Source organism: Paenibacillus borealis, from assembly GCF_000758665.1.
GTDB classification, from domain to species: domain Bacteria; phylum Bacillota; class Bacilli; order Paenibacillales; family Paenibacillaceae; genus Paenibacillus_AQ; species Paenibacillus_AQ borealis.
This window is the reverse complement of record NZ_CP009285.1, coordinates 3,212,296-3,225,592: the sequence shown is the minus strand read 5'-3', so window position 1 is coordinate 3,225,592 and position 13,297 is coordinate 3,212,296. Positions and strand designations below refer to the sequence as shown.

10 protein-coding genes are annotated in these 13,297 nt (G+C 41.6%); 5 read left to right on the top strand and 5 right to left on the bottom strand.

Annotated features, from left to right (window positions below):
* Nucleotides 1-68: 68 nt before the first annotated feature.
* The 4 genes from PBOR_RS37700 to PBOR_RS13245 are packed head-to-tail and all read right to left on the bottom strand — an operon-like array spanning nucleotide 69 to nucleotide 4,099.
* A complete protein-coding gene (locus tag PBOR_RS37700) occupies nucleotides 69-500 on the bottom strand; it encodes a hypothetical protein (RefSeq protein ID WP_042212272.1) in 432 nt (143 codons plus the stop codon).
* 49 nt (nucleotides 501-549) lie between these two features.
* The gene (locus tag PBOR_RS13255) at nucleotides 550-2,226 is read right to left on the bottom strand and encodes a type 2 periplasmic-binding domain-containing protein (protein WP_052429462.1); all 1,677 of its coding nucleotides are present in this window, start codon (nucleotides 2,224-2,226) and stop codon (nucleotides 550-552) included.
* 52 nt (nucleotides 2,227-2,278) lie between these two features.
* On the bottom strand, nucleotides 2,279-3,148 hold the full coding sequence (locus PBOR_RS13250) for a carbohydrate ABC transporter permease (protein WP_042212270.1): 870 nt from the start codon (nucleotides 3,146-3,148) through the stop codon (nucleotides 2,279-2,281).
* Between the two features lie 15 nt (nucleotides 3,149-3,163).
* Entirely contained in the window at nucleotides 3,164-4,099 is a 936-nt protein-coding gene (locus tag PBOR_RS13245) for an ABC transporter permease (protein WP_042212268.1), read from the bottom strand.
* A 271-nt stretch (nucleotides 4,100-4,370) separates the two neighbouring features.
* On the opposite strand from PBOR_RS13245, the gene PBOR_RS13240 reads away from it, so the two are divergent.
* On the top strand, nucleotides 4,371-6,098 hold the full coding sequence (locus PBOR_RS13240) for a sensor histidine kinase (RefSeq protein WP_042212266.1): 1,728 nt from the start codon (nucleotides 4,371-4,373) through the stop codon (nucleotides 6,096-6,098).
* Complete coding sequence (locus PBOR_RS13235; protein WP_042212265.1) at nucleotides 6,079-7,437, top strand: response regulator transcription factor; 1,359 nt, start codon at nucleotides 6,079-6,081, stop codon at nucleotides 7,435-7,437. Before PBOR_RS13240 ends, PBOR_RS13235 begins: the two co-directional genes overlap by 20 nt.
* Before the next feature lie 235 nt (nucleotides 7,438-7,672).
* Here the strand turns inward: PBOR_RS13235 and PBOR_RS38455 are convergent, their stop codons facing one another.
* Nucleotides 7,673-7,936: a hypothetical protein gene (locus PBOR_RS38455; protein WP_342671111.1), complete on the bottom strand. Its 264-nt coding sequence runs from the start codon at nucleotides 7,934-7,936 to the stop codon at nucleotides 7,673-7,675.
* A gap of 475 nt (nucleotides 7,937-8,411) precedes the next feature.
* On the opposite strand from PBOR_RS38455, the gene PBOR_RS13230 reads away from it, so the two are divergent.
* The 3 genes from PBOR_RS13230 to PBOR_RS13220 all read left to right on the top strand — a co-directional run bounded on the left by PBOR_RS13230 (nucleotide 8,412) and on the right by PBOR_RS13220 (nucleotide 13,276).
* On the top strand, nucleotides 8,412-10,001 hold the full coding sequence (locus PBOR_RS13230) for a cache domain-containing sensor histidine kinase (protein ID WP_245648157.1): 1,590 nt from the start codon (nucleotides 8,412-8,414) through the stop codon (nucleotides 9,999-10,001).
* Nucleotides 10,001-11,455: a response regulator transcription factor gene (locus tag PBOR_RS13225; protein WP_042212260.1), complete on the top strand. Its 1,455-nt coding sequence runs from the start codon at nucleotides 10,001-10,003 to the stop codon at nucleotides 11,453-11,455. The genes PBOR_RS13230 and PBOR_RS13225 overlap by 1 nt, the downstream gene beginning before the upstream one ends.
* 120 nt (nucleotides 11,456-11,575) lie before the next feature.
* Nucleotides 11,576-13,276: an extracellular solute-binding protein gene (locus PBOR_RS13220; RefSeq protein WP_042212258.1), complete on the top strand. Its 1,701-nt coding sequence runs from the start codon at nucleotides 11,576-11,578 to the stop codon at nucleotides 13,274-13,276.
* Nucleotides 13,277-13,297 lie beyond the last annotated feature (21 nt).

Below are 13,297 nucleotides of genomic sequence, written 5' to 3'. Positions count from 1 at the left end.
TTATGCGTATATACGGATCTTATGAAAACATGGACAATACTTACTTGTTGGCCGTCTGGCTTCCGTCGCTAATATGGGCCCGGACCTCCAGCGTATTCTCTTACCGGAAGCAGCTGGAAATACTGCCGGCTGGGACCAGAACCGGGGTTATATGGAGATTGCTGTTCAAGGAATACACGGCCAGCCCCCTCCCGTTTCTCTCCTTCTGCTGTAAGAACCCTGCCGTCCTTATATGTGATAACCAGCCTGTTCTCTTCTTCTTCTGCGAGAAGCCAATGGAAATGGGCTGCGTCATTATGGATAGGCTCCAGCGTCAAGGAACTGGCCTGACCCACGCAAAGTGACATTTCCTGATTCCGGAGTCTTACAGCAGCGGAACTGCCGTATTCAACAGTCCATAACTGCCTGTGATTGTCATAAGCAAGCGTAATTACTTCAACACTCGAAGTGCCATCAGCTTCTGGAGACTGCGCAATTAGAAGTCCGGCTTCAAAAAACAAATCCGGCCAAGGATAACCTTAACCGGATCTGCAGATGGCATTATAAAGCTTATTTCAAGCCCATATTAGCCATGACATCTATTTTACTGGCATTCACGTACCAATCGTTCACCTCATCGGTAATTTGCGTACCGCCCTTTTCATACCATTTTTTCACAAAATCATCATAAGCTTCAAGCGGTTCATTGCTGTAAATAATCTTCGTGAACATTTCTATTTCCGTCGTTTGCAATTGCGCCCATGAAGTTTGCATAGTCTTGGTAGGCGCGCCGTTGAATGCATCCGGCAGCAATACATCCCTGTTTTCATAAGAAATTACGTACCCGTCTTTGGTTGTTTGATCAGCCGCATCAGATCTCATCAAGACACCATTGTCGGCCTTGGAACCATTCGCCAGGTCATAGAAAGATTTTCCTGTGCCATCTACGCTGGGAGTATTCTTTGTGAAGAGCATCTTGCCTACACCTTGAACTTCGTCAATGGGATTGTTGAATTTTTTGGAATCAAAGGTGACCTGATCATTTACGATATCATAGTCATAGCCTTGAGCGTAGCCATACTTGAAGTCGCCGGTACCGAACGCCACATCGTAGAGCTTGTCATAGTACAGGAAGAAGGCTTCCATATTGTTGAAGTCTTTGTTGAACATAAAGACACCGTCATTGAGTTGGGCAGATTGGTAGGTTTTGTCGCCGTTTATAGCGTTGATTGTTGGATAAGCGTTAACCTTCGCACCTTTCACATTCTTTTCGACATCTTTAATACTGCCGTACAGCCAAGGACGGCCAATGATAATTCCCGCTTTGCCTTCCGTAAAATCAGCTAGTGCGTCCCATGCGGCCTTTGTAGCCAATTCTTTATTCAAATAACCTTTGGAATACCAATCACGGAGTTTAGCTAAGGCTTCCTTGTTACCGTCCGCAACTGATCCGTAAGTCAACTTGCCGTCTTCTTCCAACCATTTACCGGGAAGATGCTTGCCGGTATACGCACTGAATATCATAACAGCATCGCTTACCCATCCGGTGTTATAGCCGTCCTTGCCGGAGAAGTCAAACCCGTAAGTATCCTTTTTACCGTTGCCGTCCGGATCATCATTCGTAAAGGCAGCGATGACTTTTTCGAATTCATCAATATTAGTAGGCGCTTTCAGATTCAGTTTATCAAGCCAGTCTTGACGGATAAGCATTACTTCGCCTTCAGTCAGATTGGGGGAAATAGCCATTCCATACACCTTGCCGTCCTGAACAACCGGGGTAAAAGTGGTCGGGAACTGCTTGTAAATCTCTTTCAGACGGTCCGGCATATATTTTTTAATATCTTCTGTAATCTCTTTGACGCGTCCGGATTGAATCATATCATTCAGCAGCGCAGTATCATACACAGGCATGACATCCGGGAGTTGCTCGGTGCCGGTAAGCCCCAAACGCAATTTGGTATTGTATTGGGACCAATCACCGCCGAGTAGCGTAGTTTCAATTTTGATACCGAGATTCTCCTCACCCCATTGTGTCATCACATTGTTATTCAGACTTTCACCATTAATGTATTTGCCGGCATTCTCGTCTTGCTGTTTCGAAATGGTAATCGTGATTGGAGGATCATACTTGCCGTCCTTCAGCGTTGATTCTGTCGCAGCGTCCGATCCATTGTTTTTCGAACCGCAGCCTGCCAGCAACCCTGCCAGCAGAAGGGCAGTAGTAATTATAGCACTTGTCTTTTTCATCAATTTGTCCCCTTTATATTTAGAAATATATAAGTGCATATAGCTTTGTCCATTACTCCTTTACCGCTCCCAGAACAATACCTTTAACAAAGAACCTTTGGAGGAAGGGATACACAAGAATAATAGGTAAAGTACTGATAAAGATTTGTGCAGCCTTGATACTTTGCTCCGACATTACCGCCGCCTCAGATGGACTGAGGGCCATATTCTGTGCTGAACCCTGTACGACTATCGTCTGCAGGAAAGAAGCCAGCGGATATTGGGTCGTATCGGACATATATAGAATTCCGTCAAACCAAGAATTCCAGTGCCCGACCATGATAAACAATCCGACGGTTGCCAAGCCGGGAAGAGACAGCGGCAGATAGATTCTCCAGAAGATGCCGAAGAACGAAGCACCGTCAATAAATGCAGCTTCTTCAAGCGCTTTCGGAATCGTCTTGAAGAAATTCATGAGCAATATCATATTGTAAGCCCCAAAGGCACCCGGTAAAACCAACGCCCAGATGGTGTTCTTCAATCCAAGACTGCTAACCAGAATATAGGAAGGAATCAACCCGCCGGAGAACAGCATGGTGAAGACGAAAATCCACATCAATGCATTGCGTCCGCGGAAGTCCTTTGACAAGGCATACCCGGCGGTCGTTATGACAAACATGCTGATCAGCGTCCCCAAAACCGTCCGGATCACTGAAATAAGCATAGAACCGGTAAAATTCGAGTTATTAAAGGTTTTAGCATAGGACTCCGTATTAAAATCCACTGGCCAAAAGGATACCAAATCACCGTTTACGGCGGCCTTGCTGCTAAACGATTGCGCGAGCAAATGTAGCAAAGGCAAGAGGCACGTCAAGGCAATCAGAATCAGAAATATATAATTGAAGAATGAAAAAATCTTGTATCCCTTGGACTTATGATACACTCTCTTTTCTCCTCTCTAGAATATTTTATAGTTGGCTACCTTGTAGGCAATCCGGTAAGAAATGATAATCAGGATGAAACTGATACCGGATTTGAACAAACCGACGGCGGTACCGAACCCGTATTGTCCATTTAATAAGGATGCCCGGTAAACATAAGTATCGATAATGTCCCCGGTGCTGTATACAAGCGGATTGTACAAATTGAAGATTTGATCAAATCCTGCATCAAGGATACTTCCAAGGCTCAATGTAGAAATAACAATGATCATCGGCAGCATGGTGGGAAGTGTCACATGCCAGGTTTGCTGCCGGCGTGTTGCGCCGTCGATTTCAGCCGCTTCATAGTAGGAGGGGTCTATTCCTGTAATGGTGGCTAAATAGACAATCATGCCGAACCCGAAATTCTTCCACAAGTCACTGATTATGACTGTCGGTCTGAACAGCCCCGGATCGCCCAGGAAGAAGATCGGCTTGGTTCCGAAGACATTCGCCAGGAAATGGTTGATGCCGCCGTCAAGGCCCAGAATATCGATCATGATTCCGGCAACCGTTACCCAGGACAAGAAGTGAGGCAAATAGACCAAAGTCTGAATACTTTTCTTGACCCCGACATTTCGGAGCTCACTCAACAGAATCGCCATAGCAATCGGGACGATAACCCCGACAATAATCTTGATTACGGCAATAATCAGAGTGTTGATGATAGCCTGCGTCGCTTCCTCTTGCTGGAATATTCTCGCGAAATTATCAAGTCCAATCCAGGTTGAATGCATCATTCCCAACCATGGCTTGTAATCCTGGAAGGCAATAACTAAGCCGACCATAGGACCGTAAGCAAAAATAAGTACAAAAACCAATGCAGGGATACATAACACATACAATGGCCAATTTTTCTTAACTTCCTTGTTCCAAGGGTTCTTCCTGTTCCTTTTGACATCGTCTGTTTTCATTTGTGTGACTTGGTTGCTTATAATCTGAGTTATTTTTCTTACCCCCTTATATATATCCAGATCCTTATTTCTTTCAGGGTTAATGGTAACAAAAGCGCTTTCATACTAAAATGCCTTAATCTAAATATCATGACCACTCCCTCAACATGTTTGAAGAGCGGTTTCATCCAGAAGTCACATTCTCTTTTTCTTTTAGAAATTATGGATTATGATATTTGGTATACCGTTGCTTTATACAGAAGAAGTAGTCTTTGCGACAGGAGAATTAAATATGATCAAGAGAGTAAACATGAAGAGGTTTATTTATTTCTTCATTTTTTTCCTTTTACTTACTATAGGTTTGTTTTTCGTAATGAATACAATGGGGTCTAGAACCATTCAGGAGAGCATGATTAACTCTTCCAAAAATCAGCTTGCCTATGTCGATAGCATTGTGGACGGTATAATTTCCGAGGCGAGTATGTACGGCATCCAGTATACAACTGACAACTCTGTGCGTTTCTACCAAAACAGGATACTGGAATTAAGTAATTACGATGCGCAGATGAAGAAAAATGATATTTATAACCGGATTTCGGATCCGCTTCTCTCCAGCCAGTCGGTTGAATCGATCGGAATCTATTGGAAATCTGAAGGCACCTTCATTACCACTGGTTCTGATCCGCTTGCCAAGCTGCCCTTTGAGAAAGTAAGCAACCGGGGCTGGCAGACTTATAATAACAGTTTGTATTATTTCTCAATCTATCCTTATATTAACCAGCCGAAGAATCCTGCTGATGTTCAGTACATCGTAGGTGTTAAGCTGAAAACGGAATATTTAACAAGCTTGCTTGAGCGAGCGGTTAGCGGCGGCAGCTCCAATGCTTTTTTCCTCGTAAACAAAAGCTTGTTAATTAGCAACAAGAAAGTGGACAGCCGGATTGAGGAAAAGACCAAGGAGACGATTACGCCGGTTACACAGGAGATTCTAAAGTTTGACTATCATACCGAAGACGATGACTATTATGTATTATCGAAGTACATTCAACCCATCGACACGTACCTTGTCACGTATACACGGATGAGTGATTTTATGAATCCGCTTCACCGGAATCAGCAAGTGTTTCTGGGAAGTATCCTGGTTATCCTGGTTATTGGCCTTATTGTCATTCTTATGTTCTATCGCAATTTTTACCGAAATGTGTATTTGCTGGGCAAAAAATTCTATCAGGTGGAACAAGGGAACTACAGCACCAGAATTAGCGAAAACCCGGTTAATGAGTTCTATAATCTATTTAAAAGCTTTAACCACATGGTTGTTAAAATCCAAACTCTGTTCGCATCCTTGAAGACTGAAACGGAGCTGCGAAGAAATGCAGAAGTGAAGCAGCTGCAGGCCCAGATCAATCCACATTTTCTTTATAATAATCTGTTTTTTATTATGTCAATGGCGAAGGCGTCACCGGATGCAGTCATGCAAATGAGCAAGCATCTGGCGGAATATTACCGTTATTTGACCAAATTGGATTCGCATGACGCCACTCTTGCCTCTGAACTGCAGCTTGCGGATCATTATTTATCCATCATGTCCCTTAGCAAAAATATTAATTATGAAATCAATTTGCCCCCTGAGCTTGGAGAGCATCGCATTATGCCGCTGATGATCCAGCCCATTGTCGAAAACGCGATTCAGCACGGCATTGAAGAGCATCAAGGCGCGCATCGTGTTTCGATAGATGTAAAGACTCTTGACTCTGGAGCACTGATTATTATCGCCGATGACGGCAAGGGGCTTACCCCTGATGAAATATGGCAGCTCATGATCAGGATTGGAAATGAAACGCCTCCTGAAGGGACTAGAGGGATCGGTCTTTGGAATATCCACCAGCGTCTTAAAAATGCGTATGGTGAATTAAGCGGCCTGCGGTTTTTCACAAATGACTGGGGTGGCTTATCCGTACTGGCTTATATTGATTTCTCGCTTGATGAAGGAGGACAAAATGCGCTTATTGATCGTTGATGACGGGCATTACATCGTTGAATATTTAAAGCATCTGCTGGATTGGGGAAGTTTTGGAATTGAGCATATTGAGACCTCTACAAATTCGATTGAGGCCAAACAAATATTGAGTCAGAATCACATTGATATTCTTATTACGGACATCCGTATGCCCGAGGTCTCCGGCATTGACCTGCTGCAGCACATTAATGAGATGTCGCTAAGAACCAAAGTCGTTTTTCTCTCAGGCTATTCCCAATTTGATTACGCTCAAAAAGCCGTACGTTTAGGGGCACTCGATTATTTGCTTAAACCCGTGGATAAAGAGGATATGGAAAAAGCCATGAGACAAGTAATTAAAATTATCAATGAGAAAAAATTGAAAACCTCGGTTGCATGGGAGAAGTTTGATGGTCTGGGTTACTTGCTTTCCGTTATAGGCGAGCGTCACCCAACAGGCAATGATTACAGCACTTATGATAACGCTTTTATGAATCAGCCTTTCTGCTTTTTCCAGGTCTCCGATGCCCGGGAGAAAGATGAAATGACGCTTCGTGACAATAACGGCGGTTTAGATCAATTCATTTGGAGCACCACTTCGACATTAGCGGGGATAGTGTTATATTCCAATACGGAAAGGTTAGAGAACAGTATTGAAAATATTACGTTTTCTGAAAAGTTTGAATTCAGTCACAAAAATACGGTCCGGTATTATTTCTACCAATTCTTTTTTGATGAAAATGTGGGCATCAGTGAGTTTGCAATCGTGCGGGATAGTGCTGAATTCCCAAAATTAGAGTCAGGAGATTGGGAATGTGCCAGAAAAAAGATCCTTAAAAATTTCCCCAAAATCAGTTCCAGGAAGCTAAAGACAATCTATCTGCTGGAAGTGATTTATTATCTTTATTTTACGAATAACAAGTTGCAGCCTGCGGAGGTACAAGACTGGATATTCAACCAATTAAAAAATCCGGATGTCGCATTACATTCGATTATACTGGGCATCGCTCAATTGGAGAGAAACATCAAATTATCTAATGATGATATCATTCAGACCGTTCAGGTATATATAGCGAATCATATTAGCGAATGTTTGAACTTGGAGGATTTGGGGAAAATCGTTCATCTTCATCCTGTTTATCTTTCTAAACTCTATAAGCAGGAGACTGGGGAAAATTTATCAAATTATATTTCCTTTAAGCGGTTGGAGAAGGCTGCGAGGTTATTGATTGATTCTAATTTACATGTGACCGATATTTCTCATTTAGTCGGTTACAAAAAACCTCAATATTTTATCAAGCTGTTTAAAGATCAGTATGGGATCACACCCTATCAATACCGCAGAAAACAGACTACATAACAGGCTGCCTAAAGCTCGCGGTGAGGTTTTTACTTTTAAGAGAAAAGAGGGTCAACTGCGTAAGGGAAGCCTGGCGTAATGGATCGGCTTAAGTTGAGAATTTCCCGGCCTCCCGCTGTTGCTCGAATCTATTGCGTATTCTGCTGTCTTCCATCTTCATTTAGGAAGTTGTATTTTGGCTTAATCCTAAAAACTGTAATGGATTGTTTGGGGAAAACATACGAAAAACTGTTCTTCATGGCCGTAAAGTGATTCTGCCTTCCAGTTCACATAATCCACGTTGCAGAGCATCGGGGCATAACAAGCCAAGCCTACCGCATGTGCATTGTTCTGAAGCCCCGTCATGAAAGCTGACTCCGACCCCGTCACCCTCTGCCAGGGTGTCGATAACGAGATAGTTCCGGTTACGTTCATTCAGAGAGTAGCTGTCTTCGACTGCAATAGAGCTTTTACCGCCTCCGCGCTCCACCTTCTCCCAGGCTGTCAGCGTTATCCTCACCGAACTGCTCAGTATAAATTTTCAACATTCCTTCTGTCTTCATTTCATCACAACCCTCTTCCTTTTTAATTAGTTTTTTCATTTATTAATTAGTGTTTATATTAACAATCACATGCAATTGGCAATAATTTCGTCAATTATGAATCAAAACGTGAATCCCCACCTCTTATTTAATTAGATATCATTCTCAAAAGGCAGAAAAACCAAGTAACATTTTTAAAATATTTAATTGAATTAGTCTTTTGTTAATATTAGACTTTTAAGCAAAGTGCTACGCATTGTCTGAAAGGATAAACAAATCATTGCTTGAAGGAGAATTTACATGCTGAGGAGTTTCCGAAAGGTAAGTCTGATGAAACAGATTCTATATTTAATCGTTCTTATGCTGATAATCCTATTGATTTCATTTATGGTGTCCAACTTGATAGCCCGGAATATCATTGAGAAGAAGGTTGCGGATTCTTCCAAAAAAATAATGCTGCAAATCGAAGAAACCATGGTGAGTTTTTTTTCGGATATGGACGGCATTTCCTATTCTCTACTTTACAGTCCCACAATTCAGAGCTATTTAAGTTCAACTAATGTTCTATCAAGAATTCTGATGGATAAGGAAATCGTTTCGGAGTTTTCCAGCACGCTTTCATTGAAAAAAAATATGAAGGGGATTCAGCTATACGATAGTGAAGGCACCATGATAACCAGTATAGGAAGAGCAGTTGAGCCCTCTACCAAAAAACGGGTATCTTCAATTGAATATACGGTTTTGCATCCAAATCAGTTGAATGCTACCTACTATACTATTGCCGTTCCGGTATACAATCTGCAGAACAACTATGTGCTAAGGGATTATCGGGGCATGTGTGTATTTATTATGGATGTGGCCAATTTAAACAGTATTCTGAGCAAATCGAAGATTTCAAATCATTCCGAATTATTGCTAGTCGATCAGAACAACAATATTATTGCGGGTACAGATGGGGCTATAAATACTGAAGAAATGGATAAGTTAAAGAAATGGAGCGAAGACCCGCGCTATATAGTGCAAAATATAACCCTCTCCTATAACGGATGGAAAATTATCAGTGTAATCCCCAAGAAAGAGCTGCTTCAGGATTTGGATATTATTGAGCGTTTGAATGTGGCAACGTATTTGATTATCTTTTCGATTTTTTGCCTTTTTTTACTGATTTTCTATTCGCGAATCCTGAAACCAGTCAAAGCATTATTGGACTTTATTAAATCTTACGCCAAAAGTGGTGGCCCCAGAAGATTCAATGTGGTGTACTACAACGAAATCGGAGTGCTGGCCAATAATTTAAACCAGATGCTAGACAATATTGACCAATTAAGCCGTAATGTTCAAATTGTGCAAAAGCAGATGTATGAGACAGAAATAATCAAGAAACAGATGGAAATATCGGCTTATCGCAACCAGATTAACCCTCATTTTCTCTATAACACCTTGGAGAGTATCCGTGCGATTGCGCTTTATCACAAAGTAGGAGAGATTGCAGACATTACGGCATCCCTATCCAATATGTTCCGGTATTCGGTAAAGGGTACTCATTTGGTGACAATTCGGGATGAGATCATACATCTAAAGGAATATGCCAAAATTATTGAGTTTCGTTTTGGAGGAAAAATACAAATTGTCATACAAACAGATGAAAGTCTGCTCGCAGTACAAACTCTGAAAATGCTGCTGCAGCCCATTGTGGAGAATGCTGTCTTTCACGGACTCGAAAAAAAAATCGATCCCGGTACGGTTTTAGTAAGAATTGAAAGCACAACTGTGAAGAAATGCAAAATCACCATTCAGGATGACGGTTGCGGGATGGAAGAACAGCAGCTACGCAACCTTTCAAAATCCTTGCAGCAGTTTATGACCCCTGGAAACACAGTAAACGATGAAAAACTCGGCATTGGACTATCCAATATCTATCGAAGAATCAAGCTTTTTTATGAGGATGAAGCGAAATTGACGATCGACAGCATCTTGAATAAAGGAACAACCGTATCTATTACTTTCCCTATATACAGACAGACGGAAGAAGGAGGAAGCTAATGTATCAAGTACTAATCGCTGATGATGAGCCATGGGTTGCCTATGGAATTATGCACTTAATAGATTGGGAGAGCCTAGGATTTCAAGTGATAGGAACAGTGTATGATGGTTTGAGCGCTTTGAGGATTATTCAAGACCGTAAACCGGAGCTTATCATTTCCGATATCCGGATGCCAGGTTTAGACGGAATTCAGCTTTTGGAAAAAATAAATCAAATGCAGCTCCAAACCAAAGTGATTCTCGTTAGCGGTTATGCCGATTTCACTTATGCACAGCAGGCAATCCGCTTCGGCGCATTTGATTATTTACTGAAACAGATTGACAAAGACAAACTGAAAGAAACAATATCAAGATTGATTTATTGTCTAAAAGACACCCAAAGATCTTCAAAAGAGCTGGATCTGTTTCTTGATGATTTGTTTGAACTTCTGGAACCGGATAACAAAATTACAATCGGAAATTTTTTGAACAACAAAGGAATTATGAATGAATATCCCCACTATCGGTTTGTTTGCTGTTTATATTCTACTTCAACCGCCTTACTGTCTGAGCAGAAGATAATGCCGGAAAAAGAATTGCACACTATTCGTTTCCGCACGGGCCAAAACAAGATTTCGATTCTAGTCAGTTATGACGAAAGCAAAAAAAACTTTGATTTTTCAAACTATATTTCAGAACATTTTTCTCAATGCACATATATTGGCATCAGCAGCATTGGATTGTCCTCAACCCCCATTGGCAAGCTCTATCAGGAAGCGGATATCGCGATGTTCAGTTCGTACTTTCATCATAGCAATACGATTAATCAGTACAAACCGGCAAAGCTTTCTCTGGAAGTTCGGCAAATGATTCTGAATTTAGAAATATCCATTAAAGAACTGGCACATAAAAATATCGTTAATTTGCTCAATGAAACTTGCCAAGAGTGTACAAGAGAGCATCTGAGCATCGAACAAATCACGATAATCTACAATCAAATCGTATCAATGATCTTTAAATATCACGGTAACTCTAATGTGATTGATGAGATCGAGCATCTCCCTTATGAGCATATTGTGCGGATTTTCCGCTCGCCTGAACAACTGTTTGAACGATTTATTTTTTTCTTCGAACAGTTAACGGAAGTAGAGGTTTATATACCGAATGAACAAGTAAAGAGAGTCATTGAATACATTGATAGCTGCTTTACCGAGGATATTCTTCTAAGTTCGATCGCTAAGAAATTCAATATCAGCTTGGGGTATCTCAGTTCATTGATCAAAAAGGAAACAGGAGCTACTTATTCTGAATATGTTTTGAACAAACGATTAAGTATGGCGAAGGAACTTTTAAATGACGGGTCCATATCTATACATGAAATTGTACAACGGGTTGGCTACAAGGATTATTTTCATTTTAACAAGCTGTTCAAAAAAAACTTTGGCCTTACACCGAGTAAATACCGCAAAATTTAGATTGGTACAAGTGAACAGAACACCAAAATAAAAAAACTGGAACATATGCCAAAAACGGTTTGCAGTTTACGATGTAGGAGTTCCAACATATATTTTCATTTAAGGGGGCTCTTGTAGATTATGAAATTCATGAGAGGGAAGTTTATGCTGCTCGTATTACTGATGTTCTCTTTAGTATTTGCAGGCTGTAGTTCCAACAGCAATAATGAAACCGCTAACAAAACGGAAAGCGCGAACCAGGGATCTGAAAACAACACCGGCAGTACCGCGAAAGCCGTCTGGTTCTCCACCGTAGATTTTTGGAATCCACCTTCAACCTGGAGTACTGATCCGAATACCGTTCAAGGAGCGATAACTGAGAAGACCGGCCTTACCTTCGAATTCAACATTCCAGCGCAAGACGGGGAAACGAAATTAAATCTGATGCTGGTTTCATCTGGTCAGGATTTGCCCGACCTTCTAACAATCACAAATGACGTCTTGGGTAAAAAATTGATAGAGGCCGGAAAGGTGTGGGACCTAGATGAATTTCTGAAGAAATATGATCCCGAATCCCACCTCTTAACCGATTTCCCTGCGGATGTAAAACAGACCATAGTTGACAGAGATGGCGGTTTTTATGCTTACCCGAGCCACATTGACTCTGAAGATGCAAGAAAGGTTTATCCTCCTTCCGGGCAATTTTATATCGATACCGTCGATTATGCTACCAATAACGGAATTGTTGTCAATAAAAATCTGTTAAATGAGGCCGGCTTGACTCTGGATGATATTAAAACCGAAAAGGGTCTGCTTGCCGCTTACCAAAAGATTAAAGATCTGAATTTGAAGGTAAATGGAGCTTCCGTTATACCGTTATTAGTAGACGGAAAATCCTATCAGGAACCAACCTTGGGCTTTCTTCAGGACACGTTTGGCGCAATGCCGGTCGACAAGGACGGAAATTACAGAGACAGACTTTTGGCTCCTGAAACAAAAGAAGCTTTAGAGTTTCTTTATAAAGCCAGCAAAAGCGGTTATTTCGAACCCGGGCAGATGACTGTAGATAACGCAGCGGTTAAAGCAGACATGGCCTCGGGGCGTGTATTTACCTTTATCGGAAACTCGGCTAATACATCTTTTCAGTTAAATGATTATTGGACCTCTTCTGGCCCGATCCTGTCGGACAAGGGAACTACCCCTGTGCTGGCGAAGAATAAGCGGGCGGGCGGCGGCTGGATGCACACATTTATATCCAAGACAACTAAAGAACCAGAAAAGCTTGCTAAATTTCTGAGTTTTATGACCAGCAAGGAAGGCATGCTCTTGCACATCTACGGTTTCGAGGGCATTCATTACAATTTTGACGCCAATGGCCATATCATCAAGACGGAACAAGGTATTAAGGACGCGTCAGAGTATATGACAACAGGAGTAAGTGCATTTTGGCCCTTCCATAACACTACGTTCTCTTACAGCATGCAGCAAGCCCCAACAGCGGAGACTGATTTACAGGCAGTTACCGCAAATAATGTAAATTCAGCCTACGGCAAAGCAAAGGATACTGTGATTTATAATAGTGCGGCCCTAGAACTGCCTGCAGATTTATTCCCGGCTGACAGTGAGTTTGCGAATGATGAATTGCAGATCAAAACGTATAAGGAAGCGCAAATTGCCAAGATCATTATGTCGAATGATGCTGCTGAATTTAATAAAAATTATGAGGATATGATTACTCAACTGAAAAAGCTTGGTATTGAAGCGCTTGATCAGGAAAGAAACAATTATATTCAAGAAAAAAGCAAACAATACGGGGTTGTTATTAAAGGTGTTAATTCCTAGTCTTTAGATGAAGAACGGTGC